The sequence below is a fragment of the Bradyrhizobium sp. dw_78 genome (genome assembly GCF_018449525.1).
In the GTDB taxonomy this organism is placed as follows: domain Bacteria; phylum Pseudomonadota; class Alphaproteobacteria; order Rhizobiales; family Xanthobacteraceae; genus Bradyrhizobium.
In genome coordinates this window covers 149,197-169,459 of the sequence record NZ_JAAVUS010000005.1, presented here as the reverse complement: position 1 = coordinate 169,459, position 20,263 = coordinate 149,197, and the positions used below count along the sequence as shown (strand labels likewise).

11 protein-coding genes are annotated in these 20,263 nt (G+C 62.8%); all 11 read right to left on the bottom strand.

The window, feature by feature from the left end:
• Window positions 1–8 precede the first annotated feature (8 nt).
• Entirely contained in the window at window positions 9–518 is a 510-nt protein-coding gene (locus HB630_RS15145) for a hypothetical protein (protein WP_213773061.1), read from the bottom strand.
• Window positions 481–13,173 (bottom strand): filamentous haemagglutinin family protein, encoded by a 12,693-nt coding sequence (locus HB630_RS15140; RefSeq protein WP_213773060.1) that lies wholly within the window; start codon window positions 13,171–13,173, stop codon window positions 481–483. The genes HB630_RS15145 and HB630_RS15140 overlap by 38 nt, the downstream gene beginning before the upstream one ends.
• A gap of 163 nt (window positions 13,174–13,336) precedes the next feature.
• Window positions 13,337–13,870 (bottom strand): YbjN domain-containing protein, encoded by a 534-nt coding sequence (locus tag HB630_RS15135; protein ID WP_213773289.1) that lies wholly within the window; start codon window positions 13,868–13,870, stop codon window positions 13,337–13,339.
• A gap of 62 nt (window positions 13,871–13,932) precedes the next feature.
• Window positions 13,933–14,793: a hypothetical protein gene (locus HB630_RS15130; RefSeq protein WP_213773059.1), complete on the bottom strand. Its 861-nt coding sequence runs from the start codon at window positions 14,791–14,793 to the stop codon at window positions 13,933–13,935.
• Window positions 14,794–14,800: 7 nt separating this feature from the next.
• Window positions 14,801–15,847: a peptidylprolyl isomerase gene (locus HB630_RS15125; RefSeq protein ID WP_213773058.1), complete on the bottom strand. Its 1,047-nt coding sequence runs from the start codon at window positions 15,845–15,847 to the stop codon at window positions 14,801–14,803.
• Window positions 15,844–16,446 carry a hypothetical protein gene (locus HB630_RS15120; RefSeq protein WP_213773057.1) on the bottom strand — a complete coding sequence of 201 codons (603 nt, stop codon included), beginning with the start codon at window positions 16,444–16,446 and terminating at the stop codon, window positions 15,844–15,846. Before HB630_RS15120 ends, HB630_RS15125 begins: the two co-directional genes overlap by 4 nt.
• A 2-nt stretch (window positions 16,447–16,448) precedes the next feature.
• On the bottom strand, window positions 16,449–18,332 hold the full coding sequence (locus HB630_RS15115) for a putative porin (RefSeq protein WP_213773056.1): 1,884 nt from the start codon (window positions 18,330–18,332) through the stop codon (window positions 16,449–16,451).
• A gap of 58 nt (window positions 18,333–18,390) precedes the next feature.
• On the bottom strand, window positions 18,391–19,086 hold the full coding sequence (locus tag HB630_RS15110; RefSeq protein ID WP_346656103.1) for a TonB C-terminal domain-containing protein: 696 nt from the start codon (window positions 19,084–19,086) through the stop codon (window positions 18,391–18,393).
• Between the two features lie 44 nt (window positions 19,087–19,130).
• Window positions 19,131–19,625, bottom strand: coding sequence for a hypothetical protein (locus HB630_RS15105; protein WP_249780869.1), 495 nt, complete (start codon window positions 19,623–19,625; stop codon window positions 19,131–19,133).
• Window positions 19,622–19,849: a hypothetical protein gene (locus HB630_RS15100; protein WP_213773055.1), complete on the bottom strand. Its 228-nt coding sequence runs from the start codon at window positions 19,847–19,849 to the stop codon at window positions 19,622–19,624. The genes HB630_RS15105 and HB630_RS15100 overlap by 4 nt, the downstream gene beginning before the upstream one ends.
• Before the next feature lie 7 nt (window positions 19,850–19,856).
• Window positions 19,857–20,261, bottom strand: coding sequence for a biopolymer transporter ExbD (locus tag HB630_RS15095; protein WP_213773054.1), 405 nt, complete (start codon window positions 20,259–20,261; stop codon window positions 19,857–19,859).
• Between the last annotated feature and the right edge of the window lie 2 nt (window positions 20,262–20,263).

The following is a 20,263-nucleotide window of genomic DNA, read 5'->3' as shown; positions in this document are numbered from 1 at the left end:
TCGCCATCTCACTTGCCTCCTGCCGGCTGTTCTTTCGGCCGAAGCGCAAGCCGCAAGCGCAAGGGTTGGAGCATGTCCGTCGGCGGCGTGCCTACATTGTCGCGGGTGAGCAATGCCCGCAGATGGACCGCGATCTGATCGTCATCGAGGCCGTCGAATTCGAGACGCTCGACTTTGCCGTCGGGTAGAACCCATGTCCGCGCCACGAACGTCAGCGGCGGCGCATTCGATTCGGTGCCACGTTTAGCTATGTACTGCTGAAACGAACGGGCGTCCTTGTCGTCGGCTGCGAGCCGCTGCTCGAAACGTCCCTGCAACTGCTTGGCGAAGGCCTGCCACGCCGCCGGCGCGGTCGCGGCGGAGCGATAGCCGACATCTTGCGCAACAGCGGCGGATGTCCCTGCGCCAACAGCGGCGAACAATCCGGTCACTGCGCCGAGTGACCGCAGGGCGCGTCTCCACCAGGCCGTATGATGACGGTTATTGGCCACGGCGACGGCGCTTTTCGTCGGTATCATCGACGTTATTGTCTTCCGTTCCCTGAGAGCCGCCATAGCCGACGACCTCGACCATGATGATCGAAGGCTGGTCTCTGTTCGATTGCCCCGGCAGGCCTGTTTGCTGCGTTGCTGCGGTGGTGTTGGAAGCCGTCGTCAGCGCTCCGATGTTGGGCACTGCCACCACTGGCACGCCGGTGGTCGTGCCGTTGACCTGGATGTTGAAGGCGTTAAGCACCAGCAACGCGACGATGTTGAGGTCGTTTGCGCTCCGGATGCCGGCGGCGCCCGCATCGACCGTGCCGTGCGGCGTGGTCAGTACCACGTTGCTCAACGTTGGGTCCTGCCCGGGAACGCTCAACAGCGCACCGACGCCTGCCCCCGTCACCAGCCCCGCCGGGCTGACGCGGCAATAGCCATCGACGTCACACACTAGCCGCAGCGGCGGATAAGCGGCGGAGCTCTTCTTCCCCTTGCCGGCGTTGAGGTCGCCATTGGCCGAGAACAATTCGACGTTGCCGCCTTGCTCGGTGAAGATGCGGCTCTGGAACACTTCCACGCTGCTATCGGTATAGCTGCGGATGCTGCCGCCCTGGAGCGTCAGGATGCCCTGCTGCGCCGGCGTCAGATTGTCGGCTGAATTGCTGCCAACAAAAGCGTTGCCGCCTGGTCCTAGAATGTTGATGTCGCCGCCAGTCTGGGTTTCGATCAGCGAGTGCGCCATCCGCAGATCGCCAGTATGCACCGTGACGGAGGCGCCGTTGCTGCCGCCGCTGTTGTTGTCGGTATAGCCAAGCGAAGCCGGGAACAGCGTGGCGATGGTTTCGTAAGCCCGCGCGTATTGCCCCTTATACGGGCTTGCCGGATTGCTGAAGTCCAGATTGACCTGGGTCAGAAAGTCGAGGAAGGCGCGCTCGACCAGGAGCTTCTGCCGCGCCGGCGACAATGTCTGGAATGTTGCCCAGGCCTGGTCTTCGCTCACGCCGAGAATATTCGCGATGTCGGGCAGATACGAGATGCCATCGGTGCCTGCCTTGGCCGGATCGACATAGTTAGCGATCGCGGCCGCGACATCGATGCCCGGCCCGACCCCGAACAGCGTGGTGATATTGGCGCCTCCGACCGGTAAATAGGAAATCGTACAGGCGGAGCCACAACCCGAATTGCTGCCGTCGCCGACCGCGAGAATGCCGCCACCGGAAGCGCCGGTGTTGGTGAGGAACGGTCCAAGGTTGCGCCCTGCTTCAACCAGGAAATCACCAGGACCATAGAGCTTGAGGGTGCTGGTCATGTCCTGAAAGTTGCCGTTGGCAAGGCTGACCTGCTCGGCCAGGATATCGCGGCCGGCGATGATGCTGGTGATGTCCGAGCCGTTGTTGTTCTGGCCGGTGAAATTGGTGTTGATGATATCGCGCCCCGCCTGAACCTTGGCTGGCTTGATCAACGTGAAGGTGCCGGTGATGTCGTCTCCGGCATAGATGATCACCGGATCGGGATCGCCGGCGTGTACGGCGGACGCCAGCACCGTCGGAGCCGCTATGCCGAGCGCCCCGGTCGGCGCCGCCGTGCCATCTAGCATGGTGATCGCATAGCCGAAGGAGTTGGGACCCTCCGTGCTGATCGACCCGCTGGCCTGCAAGGTCAGCGTTCCGGTCGCAGACGGAATCAGGTTGAGCGAGGCATTCGCCTGGATGTTGCCGCTGACGGCGTCGATTTCCAGCGTTGCCGGCAACACCAGACTGCTCGACCCCGTCGACGGTAATAGTAAGCTGCTCAACGAATTCTCCGTAACCGTCACGTCGCCCACGACGCTGGTCAGCGATACGCCGCTGGTCGCGCCGTAAGTAGCGAAGGCCGTGCCCAAATAAGCCCGCCCCCCCGTACCATTACGCACGCCGTCCGGCAGAGAAGAAGCCGGAGTGTAAGTCCCCGCGATGTCGTTATTGAACTGCGCTGGATCATAGATGCCCCCCAGCGTGATGGCGTTTGCATCCACCAAGCTTATGAAGCCATTTTGTACCGCGAGTTCGAGCGCATTGCCGGCGCTGTCCGATCGGGTCGCGCCATCGACCTGAACCGTCCCGGTACCGTTGCCGACCAGGAACGCGCTGCCGACGACGTCGCCGCCGGCCTTCACCAGCAGATTGCCACCGCCATAGCTATACTCGGTCGCTGCCGGCACCGCGGCGGTGCCCCCGGCCACCAGAAGCGTCTGGGGCGACGACACGATGACATCCTTGATGCTGCCGCCCGCCGTGAGCGTCACGTTGCCGCCACCGAGCGCGCCGATGCCATCGGCGTAGGTGGCATAATTGACCCACGCCGCCGTCTGGGCTGCGAGTGTGCCAATGGAATTGGCGCCCGTGAATTGCGCGCTGGAATTCCCGTTGGCCACCATCAGATGGTAATACCAGGACGACCAGCTATCGCTCCCGTCGAGCGAGGCGGTCTCCACCCCGAGGATGTCGCCGCCCGTCTTGATCGTAACCGCCCCGCCACCCTGCGCCCAGGTCGGCGTGCTCACCAGGCCGTTCGGAGCATTCTGATAGCCGGAGGGAAGGCTCGGCGCGGTGAAGTCGGGCGGCGGCGTGAGCGCGGCGCCCGCGGTATAGACCGCGCCTGGCGCGACGGTGTCGGTGAGTTCGAAGCTTCCCGCGGCGGTGATGTCGATCGAGCCGGTGCCGGTGCGGACCAGCGTGCCAATGCTGATCGTTGCAAGCACGCCATTGCCGGACGTTGATTGCGCGTTTGCATAAGACGTGTGTCCGCCAATGGTGACGTCGCCGGTCACGATTGAGGTCAGCGACGATACCGGCGTGACCGCATTCGGATCGACCGATGATACGCCGTTCGCCGAAAAATAGGCACCACCGACAAAATCATAGGAGAAGCTATTGCCCAGGCTGGAGGGCATCAGAGTGGCGGCCGTGGTGGTGTTGTAGTCGGACAAGGTCACCGCGGTACCCAAATTATTAGTCGTACTGCTAACGCCAGGATTGTTAGCGATGGCGTTGGCGACGACGGGAACGGCACTGCTGGCGATCACGGGAAGCGGGGTATCCGTGACGGCGGGAAGATAGGGCAAAGCTACGAGCCACACCGATGACGGTTGGTGTGTGGTCGATGTCCCCGCGAGATTGCCAGGCTCAACCTTACTTGCGTAGTAGCCGCTTACATAGTCGGTGAAATATAGGGTTTTTGTATAGGTCTCATAATCTTGCGCAAAGCTCGCCTCATTGGCTTGTGGCGGCAATGGAGCAAGAATAGTCGCTGGATAAGCAGAAGTGCTTCCGGCTAAGGCTGTATGCGCGGCATAATATCCCGTCATGAAAGTTTTCATGGCAGCATAGTAGGAAGCATAGGCCGACGCATAATTCGCATATGACGTGTAGTCGGCCGGACTATTATCAAAATTGCTCAGGTTTTGGGTTGTTCCATTTACAGAACTTGCTGACGTCGTAAATGTCGTCCCCGTCTCCAAGGAACTGGAATTCGCTCCGACATAATTTGTATTGTACGCCGTTATATAGGCGAGATAGGAAGCATAGCTCGAAACGTTATTTGAAAAGCCGGGCACCGATATATAATCCACCGAAGCAGATTTCCCCACTCCGCCCACCGCCCTCAAGCCATAGAACGCATAATAATAATAGTAATATCCGTACCAAGCATTTTCGAGAAGGGTGCTGTAATTCGAGGGGAAAGCTGTCATCAGCGGCGGCGTAAACTCACCGCCCGTACCGGCACCGGGCATTGTTAATGTTGATACAACGCTCGTAACGTAGGTATTGTAAAAATTGCTGGCGCACCCCGAGGTCGCAGTGTAGCAGGCCCCGGTCAAGGCATTGCCCGATGGATCCTTACTTGGCAGTCCGCCGACAAAGAACGGATCACTGGTCTCGTAGAATCCATCACTGATGGTGGCGTTTACCTGAACATTGTTGGCGGCACGTAATGTCAGGGTACCCGGCTCAACACCGTTGGTGGTGCGATAGAAGAGATTGAACGCACCCGTCGCCGTGTTGTAGATGCCGGCTCCCAAATTCCAGTTCGAGGCAACGGTGATGTTACCGTTGTTGATGGTAGTGGACGGATTGACAAGATCGATCTCGGGGCGGAGATGCAACATCGAGGGCGGCAGGGCCGAGCTGGTCGTCGAGCCGTCAGCCCGTTTCACTTGCAGTTGTGCGTCAGCGAAATCCGTTGCCACCATCGCGCTGTTACCGCTGAACGGGTCGTTGACGAAGTTCAGCAGCGTGGTCTGGTAGAAGCCTACATGCGGCAGGTAGGCACCGCTGGCCGGGGCTGCTGCGGTCGACACCGGATAGAGTCCGCCGGTCGCCGAAATGATCTGGGTGCCGGATGCGTCGAAGAATCCGGCCGGATCGATGATGCCGTCGAAATGCGCGTTGAGCTGGGCCTGCTGGGCCGTTGTCAGCGCATTGTATTGCGCGACGGTGGTGACGGCGCCGCAGCCGCCGGGGATCAAAGAGCAGCCGTCGGTCGTGCTCCAGACCGCAAAAGCGTCGGCAACGAGACCGTTACCTGACGGATTGCCGTTCGCGTCGGCGTTGGTGACAACAGTGCCCTTGAAGCTGACATTGATGTCGTTGTTTGTGAGGATTGGCGCGCGAATGATGACGGAGCCGCCGGTGTTGTCGATGCCGGCGCCGCCGGGACCGCCGCTGACGTCAAACATGGCGCCCGAAGCGACGGTGATGGCCCCGGAGCCTTGCACGTTCTCATAGCCATACATCGTGTTCAGCGTCCCATCGGGCGTGCCGTTGGTGCCGAGCGTGATGGTGCCGCCGCGCTGCACATTCGTCGAGGCGCCGTTGGCATAGGCCGGATCATTCGGATCGTCGGCCTGATAACGGGCAAAGAGCTTTGCCGTTGAACCGATGATGACGCCGGTGGCATTGGCCGTGCCGGCGGCACCGATCGTGGTGCCGGTGGCATAGAGCGCGATGGTCCCGCCGCTCGGGCTTGAAGCGTCAATAGTGCCATCGACGAGGATCGAGCCGTTGTTGGCGACCAGCAGCACGTTGCTGGATGTCAGGGTCTGGCCCTGCGAAATGACGATGTCGCCCTGCCCAAGGTTGACGTCGAAGCTGCCGGTGAAACCCGTGAGCGGGAGGTTGCCCGTGAGCGTGTTGACCGAGAGGATGAAGTTGCCGCCGAGATCGTTGTAGGCGGCATTGCCCTTGAGGGTGCCTCCCAGCGTCGCAGCGCCGTTCGTGGCCTGGATGCCAAGTGTGCCGGCATAGCCATTGCCGGCAGCCGAGACGTCGATCAGCGTGTTGGCGCCGAGCGAGACATTGCCGGCGTCGGCGATCAATCTGACGGTGCCGCCTGGCGTGTCCTCGGCGAGATCGAACAGGGAGATGCGAGTGCCTGTGGCGCTGATCGAAGCATTGCCGGTGAGCGTCACGTCACCTGTGGTTGCCTCAAGCGTGATGGCGCCTCCCTGCGCGATCACCGTGCCACTGTCGAGGACGCTCGCGGCCGTCAGCGTCAGCGCGCCGCCGACGTCGGTGGCGGCAAGAGCGGGCGCTGTTCCCGCCCCCTGTGTGATGGTCAGGCTGCCAAGCGGGTTGGCGGCGCTGCCGAAGGCCTGGACGCTGCCGGCGTCAGCGATCACTGCCGGCGCGGTCAGGGTAACATTGATGCCGGTGGCCGTGGTGCTGCCGCTGCCGGTAAACAGAATCTGCTGACCCGCGGTGAACGTGGTGTCGATGAAACCGTTGAACGACTTGGCGCCGGTGCCGAAGATCACAGCGCTGGTGGCGTCGACGATCAGGTGGCCGTTGCTGCCGGTGATGCCGCCCGTCGTGCTGACGCTCGCCTGGCTATTGACGAACGCAACGTTGGTCGCGGTGACGTTGGTGATGCCACCATCGCTGTAAAGACCGCTGCCGTCGAACGTCAGCGTGCCGATCGGCGCATCGGCGCTACCGACCGAGGAGTCGCCATAAAAGTTGAACACGGAGCCGCTGCGCAGGCTGACCGTGTCGGCGCCGGCGAAGGTGGCAAGCAGTTGCTGCGATATTGTCAGGCCGCCGGTGCCGGTGGGCACGTTGCCGAGACTGACGACGCCGCCAGAGAGATCGTAGTTCTTCGCCAGCAAGGCAGCATCTGCCGCAATGGTGGTACTGCCGCTGGAGTCGAGCGTCAGCGCGTTGCCGCTGAGCGTGACGCCGCTGCCGATGGTGAGTTGACCGAGTGCCGTGGTGGAGATTGGCCCGGTCGCGGTGGGGGTCGTAGCCGGCGGCGTATAGGAGCCCGGCACGAAATTCCTCGTCACCGACACCATGCCGCCATTGGAGACGCGCAGCAACGAGCCGTCGCCGCTGACGCCCGTGCTGTAACCGGTCAGCGCCCCGGAACTAGGATCGTGTTGTGCGACCGGATCGACGCCGAACACCAGCGCATCGGCGGACGTGTTGGAGACACTGCCCTTGGCGGCAATGACGCTGCCGGAATCGACGACGAGGCCTCGGCTGCCATCGGCGCTGGTCGGCGCCAGCGAGACCAGCAGCAGGTCGGGCGCGCTCAGGGCATGGCCGGCGTCGGTATCGACTTCGAGGTTTTTGGCGGTGGCGCTGATCAACGTGCCGGCAGCGGTCGAGGTGCGGGAGCCACCGATCAGCACGCTCTCGACGCCGAGGTTGCTGATCATGTCAGCGTCCAGGAACAGATAGCCGTTATAGGCGCTGTTCGACGCGAAGCTCTGCCGCAGGTCGCTGGCCACCACCAGCATATTGGTGCCGGCGATGTCGAGCTGGCCACCGCGCCCCCCCTCGGCCGGTACGAACAGGTTGGTGGCGTCGAGCGTGAGTGCATCGGCGACGGCGACCACCAGTTGGCCGGCGTCGGCGGCGAGCCGCGGCGTTGCTGTGCCGTTGGCGGTAGCGAGGTTGGCGAAATAGCTGTTGCCCGAGGCGATGTCGATCTCGGTGTATTTTGTCCAGGTCGCATTGGATTGAATCTGCAACAATGCGGTCTGCGAGGACCGGCTGCCGTCGATCGCATTGCCGAGCACGCCGGTCATGTTGATGGTCCCGTCGGGACCGACGGTGTTGACGGGCATGGTGCCCGCATTGGTGGAGGTCACTACCACGCGATAAGCCCCGGGCAATGTCGCATACATCGCAGGCAACAGGGTGTAGGTGCCGGCGGCGATGCCGTTGCCGCCGGGAAGCGTGACCGACATGCCCGGCGCGACGGTATTGCCGAAGCTCGGATCGTAGGCTGCGACCGTCGCCTCGTAACTCGGTACCAGCGCATAGGTATTGGGTGTGGTCAGCACGTTGCGGCTGCCGCCGGTGCCAGGGACAAACTCGGTGGCATAGACATCGCCGCCGCCGCGCTCGTCGATCACCGCGCCTGACTGGGTGTTGACGTTGGCGCCGCCGAGCACGATCAGCTTGGCGGGCGGGCCATTGAGAACCAGCCCGCCATCGCTCCAGTTGGTGCCGTCGACGGTGGTGCCGTAGGGAATGCTGAGCCCGGCGGCGGACACCGAGGTCACACTGTCCGGTGTTAAGGTGACGCTTTGGGTGGCGACGGTGCGGTTGGCGCCTACTGTTGTCGCGAGCGATGCAAGAATCGGGTTGAACGCACCAAGACCCACGTTGCCGACCGGATCGTAGGGATTGGTGCCGGTGTCGGCGGCGCTGCCGAGAAAGATCGCCGGCAGAGTCTGGCCCTGACCATAGCCAAGCTGGATGGTGCCGAGTGGCGCGTAGAGCGCACCGCCTTGAACAATATTCTTCGCATCGACAAGGATGGCGCCGTTTGCCGATAGAGGCGCATAAGGCGTCGCGCCGTTGGAGGCGAAGACAATGGTGTTGTGGGTACCCGTTGCCGTGCCGGGAGCGAGCCCGAGCGACATCAGCAGGAAGGCGGTGTCGGTGGCGGGATAGATCTCGCGCGCCGTCAGCGTCAGATTGTCCGCGACCAGCAGCGCCCCCGGCGATGACAGACCTCCATTGCCATTACTGGTCAGGGCGCTGCCGCTGACCAGGCGGATAGTGGCCAGATAGGCGCTGATATCAGGATCGGTGGTCGGCAGGAAACGGATGTCGCCGTCGCTAACGAGGTTCACCTGGCCGGCATTGGACACGCTGGCGACCCCGGCGAGATCAATCTGCGCGCTGGCGTTCAGCGTCAGCGTGCCGTCGGCCAATGTCGGGGCTGTCACGGTCCCGCTCAGGAAGCGGATGTAACCGGCATCGAGATTTACACTCACACCGACGCCGTTGGTTCTAATGGTGTTGATGCCAGAGCCCGTGGCGGTCGAAGCGTAGGCTGACAATGGGGACAATGGCGTAATACCCGCCGGCGCCAGCGTGATACTGCCGTTCAGATCAAGCGCGCCGGGGAGATTGAGGTTGACGCTGCCGCTGAACGTGATCGGGCTGCTAAGTGACACTGAGTCAAGCCCGCTGTGGATGGTGTTGATGGTATCCGCGGTGATGAAGGCGACGCTGCCGGTGTTCGGCAACAATGCAGCGAGTTGCGCTGGCGTCCCCGGTGCGTTGGCGCCGCTAAAGGCCGCACTCATATCGCCACTCTGTGCGATGACGATGTTGCCATAGCCGGCGATGTCGATGACGTTGTCGACGTTAACGATAGCGCCGATGTTGAGCGTTCCTCCCGATGCCTGCGGCGCACCACCCGCCGCGTTGATCGTTCCAGCAAAATACAGGCTGTCATACCGGCCATTGGCCACGTTCGCCGCCTGGGCGCTGCTGTAGAGTGTCAGCGTTCCGCCGTTGCTCCACACGCTTTGCAGAACAGTGCGCGGTTCACCCAGCCCGCCGGCTCCTGGCGCCTCGACAGTTGCGCTCGTCCCTTCAAGGTTGAATCGTGACCCCGCCAGCGCGACGATGGCACCGTCGCTGGCGATTATAATCGAGCCCGCATCAAGCGCCGTTCCGGTGGCATAGGTGGTTACCTTGGGGTTTGGCACTAACACGCCCGAGACATCGAGCACGGCATTGGCGCCGATCCAGACATCCTGCGCGGCCAGCGAGCCGCCTTGTGTCAAGGTTTCGTCGTTGATCAGCGTAATGCTGCCTGCCGGCGCGATGATGCTACCGAGCACGGTCACCGGTCCGCCCGCGGTGAGCGTGATCGCAGCCTGCGGATCGGCAACGATGCTGGCGCCGCTGTCGATCAGGATGCCGGCACTGGTGCTGGCGTCCGCAGCCGCACTATAAATATACGGATTCTCGGTGAGCGTCAGGTTAACCGGGTGGCGCTCGCCGTCCGGCGCGAGGCCGAAGCTGGCGAAGTCGCGTACTGAAGCGCCCGTCGCCGGCAGCGCCGTGGCGCCGGACAGCAGATAGTTGTTCTGCCGTAGCGCAATAGTGGTGCCTGATGTGACGGTGACACTGCCATAGGTGCTGGTCAGACTATAATTGGAGAAGCCGTTGCTGGCGAAGAACGACGCCGGCAGCACCACGGTGCCGGCTTGCGCGCCGGAGATGATGGAAGTGACATTCGTAGCATTGCCGTCGATGGTGATGCCGGGCGCCTGCAGCGTGAAGGTGCCACCGCTCGACAGACCTCCGGCATAGATGGTGCCGTCGATCGTCACCGTGGCCGTGTTGGCTGCCGTCGGGGCATAGGAATTGCTGCCAAAGGCAAAGGTTCCGGAAGCCACCTGGTTGTTCTGCCACGATCCCGCATAGGTGACGAGCGAGACATTGCCGCCGTTACCTTTCGGAAGGCCGTCAGTGCCCAGCGCCAGCCTGCCGTTGGTTCCGACATAGCCGCCGCTGGAGACGTCGAAGATGCTGCCTGACGCGAGTACGATCGACTGGGTCGCATCGTCCGCAGTCACATGGGTCGCGGTATCAAGCTGGGCGTTCTTGCTCAGCACATCGGTGGTGAGCGAGACCGAGCCGCCGTTGATGTAGGCCGCTCCCTGGAACGCGGCGCCGTTGAAACCGGAATCGTTGACCCACAATCCGCTAACATCAATCAGCGCATCGGGACCGATAGTCAGCGGCGTGGCATTGACCGGCAGCGCCGTGCTGCTGGAGGGAACGAAGCCGGTGATGGCGATGCTGCCGGCGTGAGCGGTGAGCGTGCCGTCGATGGCGGTGGCGCCGCCGAGCTTGATGCTGCCGCCTGATAATACCGACAGGCTGGCGCCCTGGTTCATTGAGAGGTCGGAGGCACCCGTGATCGTTATCGAGCCGAGCCCCATCGTCGACAACGCATCGGTCGAATAGGTGATCGTCGGCAAGCTATCGACCGTGGCCGGCAGTGACAGTGTCGATCTCAACGTAAAATTCGATCCGAGCACGTCGGACGTCGTGCCCGCGAGTACGACAGCATCGGGATTGCTAGTGCTATCGGTCGCCTTGAGATTGATGGTAAGCGACGCGCCACTTGGCAACTGATCGGGTGTCGCCTGGGCTCCGTTGGTACCGGTGCCGGCTTGGCCGAGTTCGAGCTGATGCAGGCCGGTGACGATATCGCCGACGATGTCGCCTTCCAGCACCGGGTTGACCGCGCTCACGCTCAGGCCGCCGGCACTGACGCCGTCGATATAGCCCGGCTTGTAGTAGCCCTTGCCGCCGATCGAATTGTTGTAAACTTCAGTAACGTCCCAGTGCGGATGATCGACCACGAATCCATTGGCAATCTCGTTGCCGATGAACGGATTGGCGCTGCCGATGTCGTAGAGCCGTCCGTCCGAGCCCACCAGCCGCGTCGTGCTAATGGTGCTGCCGGTGTACTGGATCCAGCCGCCGGAGACGTTGATCACCGATCCTGACGCCGTCAGCGCATCGGTGAAGGCTGCGCCGGACCCGCCGCCGATCGACAACGAGCCGCCCTTGGTCAGGAGCTGATCGATGTTCTGGGCGATATTGGCGAGGTAGCCGGCGCCCGAGGACGCAAACAGCGGCGAGCCGACCCAGGTCAGACCGTCGGCGCGGGTGCCGGTCAGGCCGAGATCGATAGTCACGGTCTGGCCGATCAGGCTCTGCGCCAGCGGACTATCGGCGACGTCATTGGCCGTCACCTTGAACGTAAATAATGTGTCGCTGACGGAGCGGATGACGCCGGTCAGCCCGGCGAGGTTGATCTCACTGCCCCCTTCGAGCAACACCCGGCCGAGCGGCGGCTGCGTGGTGCCGTTGCTTACGATCGGCGCCGACGTCACCGTCATGTTGGCGCTCGGCGCCAGGATCAAAGAATTCGGCTGCATATCGAGATTGGTGGTCGCGATATCGATATGCGGCGCCACGAAGGCGGCGAGCGAGGCGGCATCCGAGAGAATGGTCTCTCCATTCTCGTCCGGCAAAATCGTCGTGACGCTGTTCGATCCGAAGATCGTGTTGCCAAGGCCGGAACCAGCCGCACCGGTGGCCGTGATGGTGATGGAGCCGGCGCGGGTGATGCTGGTGGTCGCCTCCGCATAGCCGAGTTGTTCGACGCTATCGCCGACCAGGGTGATATTGCCGCGCGTCGAAGTCAAAATCCCGGTCACATCGTTGACGGCGAGCGCACCGCCCGGCACCGACGGCGGCTGATAAACCAGGCCCTGGCCGAGCAGCGCGTTGGTGACGGTAAAGCTGGTCTGCGTCGAACCTGACGCCGGTGCCGTCAGGAGGACATTGTTGCCCGCCGCCAACACGATCTGTCCGGCCGCGGTCTCGATGCTGCCAGCATTGTTCACCTGTGGCCCGATCAACGCCACCAGGCCGCCATTGTCGAAGCCGCTGATATTGGTTGAGATCGACGCGCCGGGTAGAACCTGGACGCCGACATTTGTGCCAGCACCGCTGCCCGCGGAGAACACCAGCGTGCCCCCCGCATTGCCGCCAAGGCCGTTGGTATACAGACCGCTGTTCAGGAACGCGGTGTTACCGCCGTCTTCGTTCGACGGCGCCATGAAGTTGGCACCATTCACGGAGAATGACGTGTAGCTGCCGCCCGAATTGAAAACGCCGGCATTGCCGGCCCCGTTGCCGGCGAAACTGTTGATGTCCATCGACGAGGCGATCAGCGAATGCACGTTGATCTGGCTTGTGCCGCTGAAAATGATGCCGTTGGGGTTTATGATCAACACCGTGCCGTCGGCCTTGATCGAGCCCAGAATCTGGCTCGGCGATCCCGTGGCGTCGATACGGTTCAGCGCCACCCAGCTATTGCCGTTGGCCGAGTTGCCGCCGGTCTGGTCATAATAGAGCGTGGTGTTCTTGCCGATATTGTACTGCTGCCAAGTCATGATCGCGCGCTGCGCGGTCTGCTCCACGGTAACCGTGGTCTGGCCATTGCTGGTCGACTGGGTCGGCGCGTTGGCGTTGACCCACAAATTGGCGGTGCCCGCCGCGATCCGCGGATCGACCACCAAGCCTCCCGCCGACAGCCCGTCGGTGACGGTGGTCGATGCGGCGGCCGCCGCCGCGCGAGCAGCGGCCTGTACTGACTGCAACGACTGCAACGCGTGGGTGACACGCGACATCGCCTGCGCAGCATTCTGCGCCGCCTGTTGTGCCTGCTGCTGGGCCAATTGAGCCGCATAGGCCGCGGCCGAGGTCGCGGAGGTGCCCGCTCCTCCTCCGCTGGCGCCTACCGTGACCGCATGCGCACTCGGCGAACCCAGCACCAGCGCCAGGACGCTCGCGCCTGCCAGCAGCATCTGACGCGTCATGCGCCGCGACAGGATCGGCGCGCTTCGCGACGGCTGCTCGCGTCGATGTTGGCGGGACCGACGCGAGCGGCAAGTTTTGGTGGATGCGGCGGACATGGCAGGTCTCTTTCGGATGGGGCGGCTTGACGGACGGGCGTGATCGCGGCGAAATCGAACGGGGCGCTTACGCCGCGTCCACCGGTGCGGTCGCAGGCGCCTGGTCGTGTCCCAACGGGAGCGGTTGCTGACCGTTCAACGCAGTGCCGGAATTGGCTGCCTTCGCCGAAGCCAGTTTGGGCGTTTCCTCGCGCAGATAGGCGATCAATTGCTGGATGAGGTGATCCCAGATTTCGATTTGGCCACGCAGGTAAGCGGGCAGCACGCCGCCCGCGACAGAGATATCGAGCGAAAGCACCAAGAATGGCTGGCTGAGCTGCAATCGCGCAAAACGCCGGGTCGCATTCCACCGGTTGACCAGCTCGAGCGGCAACTCGCCCTGCACCTGCAGCACGCCGACAAAAGCGATGTCGACGAAATTTTCAGCGGCGCCCGCGAGCCGGTTGCCGGGGCGGATGTCGAAGGAAAGCCCCGCGGTGGCCGAACGCAGATACACGCTGTTGGCAACCGGATCGGTCACCGTCTCGACCCGGTAGCCGGCCTGTTGAAGCACATCGCGCAGGCTGCCGAGGGTGAGATGGGTGATGGTGGTTTCGGACATGACGGGCTCCGTAAGAGAGTAATCGGCGATGAAGGGTGAATGGGTGATGATCTGGATCATGACTATTGAATCTGCTCCGGCACGAGCGTAGCGGCCGCACTTTCGGCGCGTTGGGACGCTTCGCTTTGGCGTGACGGATCGTGTGGCCAGGACTCTGATTGCGACCGGGCCTCGGATTGCAGCTCCGTGGCAGCGTTGGTGGGCGGCGAGCGATACCGGACCGTTGTCTGTACCTGCAGCACCATCCGGCGAATTGCGCTCGCCAGATCCGGCAGGATGTCATCCTTGAGCCAGTCGCAGGCTACACGGGTGAACTGAAGATGACGCGCCGCCACCTCGGCGGAATGGCTGCGGTCCCCTGCCCCACCCGCAACAAGACCGCTGCGGCCGGCGGCGAGATCGCCAAAGAACTTCGCCTCGATACGCACGACCGGGGCCGAAACAACAGCCCCGGCTTCACCGCGGCGCCTGTTCTCAGCCGACCGATCCCGCAGCGTCGCGCTGGCATCGCCGATCAGCATATGAAGATGGCGGTAGACGTCGCCGCCGCTGGCCAGGATGTCGGCAAGACCGATATCACGTCCGAGGATCAGGTCGGCCTCGATCGCAAAGCAAAGCTTCTCCGCTCTGCCCGGCACATGAATAAGCTTCCGGACCTGCCAGCGCGTCACGCCGCTGACGTGCTCGCTGCTGCCGTTGATCTGGAGGCTGCACCGGACCGTCAGACAGGTCACGCCGTCAGCATCCGTCGCGATGCGGTCGCCGAACTGCAGCGACATCGTGCAGCCGGGCGACAGCGAACGGCTGCCCGGGAGCAAGGCGGTGTCGCAGCGATAGCCACACGCTTCCAGCCCGGCACGCAGCCGCTCGCCGGTCAGGATCGGTATGGATTGCGGCGTCGAGATCGACGGCGAAGTCGACATGGAACGACTACCTTGTGGTCCGGGGTTGCTCGCTGAGCACTTTCGACAACGCGATCTCGTTGAGCACCGGCGGATTGCGCTTGATCAGTTCACCGAGATAGGCCTGCCGCAACATCTTGGCGCGCTCGACCCGCATCTGCTGCACCAGTTGCTCGCGCACCTCCGGCAGCGTGCGGGTGTAGGACGCCTTGGTGTCGACCAGCTTGAGAATATGCCAGCCGTCGTCGAGCCGGATCGGCTCGGACACGGCGTTCTTGGCCAGCCCCATGACCTGGGTGCGGATTTCCGGACGGATTTGGGGCTCTGCGACCCAGCCGAGATCGCCGCCATTCTTGGCATCGTTCTCGTTGGCAAGGGCGGCAAAGTCCGCGCCGGGCGTCTTTAATTTACGAGCAATATCGTCGACGGCTTTCTTGGCGTTGTCCTCAGTGGCCTTATCCGCATCTTTCGGCGATGCGACGAAGATCTGCGAAAGCTGGAACTGGCGCGGCATCAACAATGCAGTGCGGTTGGCATCGTAGACTTTCTGCAGTTCGTCATCGGATGGGTAATTTGCCGGCGGCTGTGAGGCGGTCTGCAGATATAATTCCACGAGAGCGTTTTCGCGGATGCGGTCGAGTTGCGCCGCCACATTCGGCTGCTGATCCCATTTCTTGGCGACCACCTCCTGCAGCACCAGACGATTGGCCAGCATCATCCGCACCGCCTGGCTGAGCAGCGCCGGATCCTGCGCTAACGCCCCCTGCTCGCGCGGTCCGAGGGCAGCGACATAACCGCGGATCTCATCCGCCGACACATTGGCGTCACCAACCCGCGCGACGATATCGTCGCTGCCGGATGCCTTGCCGATTGCCGCTCCTTGCGTGGCCGGCTGGACCCCCGCCTGAGCCAAAGGCGCCTGTGGCGCGGGCTTCGGCCTGGCGGACGCCTGCACCGGGCGCGGCGCCGTTGGCGCTGTCTGGGCAAAACCTTGAACCGGCGCGCAGATGAGGACTGCGGCGACAGCCGCGATGGAAGCCGGCGTTCTGGCTCTGAAGATGATCGCGTTGCTCATGGTGATGCCTTCTGGTCGAGGAACTTGTCGTTGGTGGTCTGGATCTGGTTCTGAATTTCAACGCGGCGCAGCCCAAGCACCGGCTCCCGCGCGACGATGGTGTCACCGATGGTGACCGCCTTGTATTCGTGCAGAAGCTCGTTACCGGCCTTGAACATCTTGCCGTTTTTATCGACGCAGCTCTTGGCGCTGGCCTTGTAGGCATTCGCCTCGCCTTCGAACTTGGCGCGCTCCGCATCCTTGGCTCGCGCCACGGTGGCGGCCTCCTCATAGGCAGCCTTCCATTTCTCGAGCGTCTCGTCGCGCTCGGCGAGGCGCTTGTTGAACTCCTCGATCGCCTCGCGATGCTGCTTTTGGACGTCTCGCACCTCCGCCTTGGCGGCATCGACCTGGGCCTTGGCTGCGGCTTTCTCGCGATCGCTATCGGCGACGCGGGCCTGCAGCGCGGTGCGCTGGTCTTCCAGTTGGCGTGTTTGCGCGGTCGCGCTGCGCAAGGCCTCGCGCAGGCGATCGGTTTCGGTATCGGCATAGGCCCCGCTCGACAAGGTTACTGCCGATACCGAGAGAAGCGCCGCAAGGCTGATGATGCGCGTTTTCATGATCAGAACTTCGCGTTGAGGTCGACTTGCAGGACGTCGACGGCGTAAGGCGAGCCGGCGACGTTGGTGGCGCTCATCCAGCGCGCCGTCATCCAGACATTGTCGCTGAGGCCGTAATTGCCGCCGAGGAAGTAGCCCTTGAGGTTGGTGCCGCCGAGGCCGAAATCGGAGTCGACGAAGGCATCGATGGTGGCATCCGATTCCAGATATTTGTAACCGACATGCACGTTCCAGTCGCCGAGGTGCTTGATCTCCGTATTGCCGACGGTGACACGTCCCAGCCAGCCTTGATTGCCGCCGTTGAAGACGCTCGGGCTGCCATCCACGCTCGGCCCTTTGTTGTTGACCGCGGTCTGGATCATGAGATTGCGGTCGAACGCGGTGTTCACGACATAGTCGCCGTCGAACACGATATGGGCGGGCTGGAACTGGCTGAGATCGACCTGGCCGCTGACGACCAGCGGACGATATTGGCTGGCCAGGCCGAAATACTGATACTGGATCGCGCCGTTGTTGTTACCGACCGGATCCGGGATGATATTGCGCAGCGTCATGTAGGTGTTGCCCTTCTGCGAGAACAGCGGGCGATTCAGATCGGTGTCGCAGACATCGGACGCACTGGAGACCGTACAGGGATCGGAGAGGTGACCCTGGACGTTGTCGAAGTCGTAATAGGCCACCGCAAAGCGGACGGCATATTCCGGATTGATCTTGTAGCCGAAGCCGGCCTGGCCGCCGAACAGCCACTTGTCGTTGCTTTCGAATTTCGTCGGTGCGCCCGTGGTCGGATCGGTCGGGGAAGCGCCGGCGGATCCGAGATTGATACCGGCATTCAAGTCGGTGTTGTAGATCGGGAATGCACCGCCGACAGCGAAGGGCGTGAAGCCTTCGAACATCTCGCGCTTGGCCTGTACGGCGAAGCCGTCGAAGCCGAGCTCCTTGTACCAGACCAGATCAGTCGGCGACCAGAACGGGTTGTCGAAGCGGCCGACCGAGAGCGCAAAGTCCTCGTTGAACGATTGATACTTCACAAAGCCGCGGTCAAGCCAGAGCTCGTATTTGGAAAAATCGCCGCCATTGTTACCGAAGGTCTGGTTGGTGGAGACCGGCGAATTGCTGTCGCCGGTCGCAATCCGCAGGCCTGCGGTGAAGCCGTTGCTCAGGTCTGCGTCCATGCCGAGCCGCGCACGGAGGCGGAACTGCTCGCGGTTCTGCGAGGTGTCGAAGCTCGGCGCAAAATAGGGATTGGTCGGGCCATCGTCGAACGGCGAGCCGTTGTTGATGGCGCTGAAATTGGTGGCGCCAGTCGGATCATTGCCGGAGGGAAAGAAACTGCCCTGATAGCGCGCCCGGATGTCTCCATAGAAATGGATGCGCTGCGCCCATTCCGGATAAGCACCCGGAGAGGCCCAATTTTCCTTTTCTGCCTTTGCCATCACCTCCTGTTTAATTTCTTCACGTAACTGGCGTTTGACGATCTCCGGCACATACGTCACATGCCGAGTGCCGGGCGGGTTTGCAGCGGCCGCAGCCGCGGTTGCCGCCTTGGCGGCTTCGTCAGCCTTGGCGGAAGCGTCCTTTGCCGCCTGCCGCGACACATAGGCTTCGTCATCAGCCTGCTTGATCAACGCCTGGGCGTCCTCCTCCTTCAACATGCCGCGCTTGACCATCAGATTGATGAGATTGATCGTGGCGTTCGGCGAAGTCGGTATTGCCTGCGACAATGACGGCTTTTTCGGATCGCTCTTCTTGTCGCTTTTACCGGCGGAGACGCTGCCTGGATCCGCGGCGTTCTGGGCAAACGCCGGGGCCGCACCGAGCAACGCGCATAGCGACACCGCCAATGGAAGCTCGCGCCAGCGCGCATGTGAATTCATGTCAAACATCAGTCCCCAGTCCTTTACTAATCGTCAGTTCGTGTTCGTTACGATCGTCGCGCGCATGTCAGCTCGCCCGGCGTGCGGTGAGGCGCGCCACCAGCGGCATCGGCATGTCCTTGGGCGGTGGCTCGCGCAGCATCAGGCCACCGAGCACATCGTTGCGAATGACCGCGTCAAGTTCGGCGTCGCCGGTCGATGACACCAGTTGCACCCGACTGACATGGCCCGTGCCGTCCGCCCATAGCCGAACCTGCACCTGCATCACCGCGTTGCGGGTCCTGCTGTTGGCGCGCAGCGCCGCCTCGATCTGGGATTGCACAATCGATGCGTACCAGCCGAAGCGACTGCCGCCGCCTCCGCCGCCATAGGGATTGCCGCCCGGCTTGCCGCCGAGGTTGAACAGATCGCCGGGACCGACCGCTTTGGCGTCGAGCGACAGCGGGCCTGGCGGCTCGTTGTTCTTGGCGTCCTTGACCGGCTCGTCTTTCGGTTTCTCGAGCGGCTTGTCTTCCTTGAACTCCTGTTCCGCCATTTTCGGCTGCTCGATCATCTTCTGCTCGGGCAGTTTTTGCGGCGGTGGCGGAGGTGGCGGCGGCACGATGTTGACGATCGTGAGCTCGCGAACCTGGCGCGGTGGCGGCATGTCGTCATGGCCCATCAGTAGATAGACCCCGCCGCCCAGAAGCACGGCGATCACCGCAATCGACGCGCCGTAGCGCAGATACGAATTGCGCTGGTTGCGCCGTTCGGCGGGCGCCACACCGGTATGCGTCGCACTCGGATCCTTGATTGTTGCGCGCACGATCACGATGCGGCCTCCATGGTGACCGGATCGGAGAGACGCTCAGTGACGTACTGTGCCACGAACTTCACGACGGTATCGAAGTCGGTGGTCTCGACCGCAATTCGGGTGTCCGGGACCACCTCGATGACGAGGCGATAAGTCGCCCGCTCGGCGTGGAATTCCACATAAGCCGCATGATCGATGGTCAAGCGTGACCGTGGACGCCGCGACAATGTCAGCAGAAACGTGTCGCTCGCCGTCGTGTGAGTGGCGACACGCCCCCGCAACAGGTCCGCAAGCTTGACCAGGAGAGCCTCGCCGCGGATCGGAAACGGCAGCACGACGGCAACACCTGGGCGCGCCTCACCATCCCCGGCAACCGGCGCAACGCTGTGCCCGGGCGCAGGAACGACACTCGCTGGCCGCACCGAGGCAAACCAGGCCCGCAAGCGCAGCAACAGGCCGCCGGCAGCGGCATGATCGATGGAGTCGTGCGTGGGTGCGGGCCGCATCATGAGCCCCGCTCCCCTGCGCAAGGCCCGACCGTGAGATTTTCCGATCTGCGTCTGTCATCATAGGCACGCCAGAAGTCGCGCTCGCGGCGATGGTTCTGGATGCCGCGAAGTCCGGCCAATGCGACTGCGATGACGTTGGTGACGATCCATATTTCCATCATGCGCACCTCGCGCCCGGGCCAATCCACACCATCGACAGCATCACCGAACATAACGAAGCCCATGATCCGCTCACTTCACCAAGGGTTTGGTTGCGAGCCCGACCTGGGTGAGGCCGATGCGGCCCAAGAGATCGAGCACGTCCATCACGTTCTGGTACTGCGCCTGCGAGTCGCCGCGCAGCACGACCGGGAATTCCGGCGTCAGCGCTTTTTGCTGCACTAGGCGCTGCTCCAACTCCGGCAGCGTCACCGGAATGGTGTCGAGGAACAGCTTTCCATCATTAGCGACGGTGATTGCCTTGGTCGTTTGCGTGGCGAGACTCGGCGCGGCCGAGGCTTTCGGCAGATTGACCTTCTGCCCCTGCACCGTGGCCGTTGTCATGATGATGAAGATCACCAGCAGGACGTAGGCGAGATCCAGCATCGGCGTGATGTTGATGTCGTCATACGGCTTGGCATCACTCTGGATCTGCATGG

What these genes read in the sequence shown, in the direction of transcription:
- HB630_RS15145 (WP_213773061.1), bottom strand. Translation starts at nt 518, where the DNA reads ATGATACCGACGAAAAGCGCCGTCGCCGTGGCCAATAACCGTCATCAT.
- HB630_RS15140 (WP_213773060.1), bottom strand. Translation starts at nt 13,173, where the DNA reads ATGACGCGTCAGATGCTGCTGGCAGGCGCGAGCGTCCTGGCGCTGGTG.
- HB630_RS15135 (WP_213773289.1), bottom strand. Translation starts at nt 13,870, where the DNA reads ATGTCCGAAACCACCATCACCCATCTCACCCTCGGCAGCCTGCGCGAT.
- HB630_RS15130 (WP_213773059.1), bottom strand. Translation starts at nt 14,793, where the DNA reads ATGTCGACTTCGCCGTCGATCTCGACGCCGCAATCCATACCGATCCTG.
- HB630_RS15125 (WP_213773058.1), bottom strand. Translation starts at nt 15,847, where the DNA reads ATGAGCAACGCGATCATCTTCAGAGCCAGAACGCCGGCTTCCATCGCG.
- HB630_RS15120 (WP_213773057.1), bottom strand. Translation starts at nt 16,446, where the DNA reads ATGAAAACGCGCATCATCAGCCTTGCGGCGCTTCTCTCGGTATCGGCA.
- HB630_RS15115 (WP_213773056.1), bottom strand. Translation starts at nt 18,332, where the DNA reads ATGTTTGACATGAATTCACATGCGCGCTGGCGCGAGCTTCCATTGGCG.
- HB630_RS15105 (WP_249780869.1), bottom strand. Translation starts at nt 19,625, where the DNA reads ATGATGCGGCCCGCACCCACGCACGACTCCATCGATCATGCCGCTGCC.
- HB630_RS15100 (WP_213773055.1), bottom strand. Translation starts at nt 19,849, where the DNA reads ATGGGCTTCGTTATGTTCGGTGATGCTGTCGATGGTGTGGATTGGCCC.
- HB630_RS15095 (WP_213773054.1), bottom strand. Translation starts at nt 20,261, where the DNA reads ATGCAGATCCAGAGTGATGCCAAGCCGTATGACGACATCAACATCACG.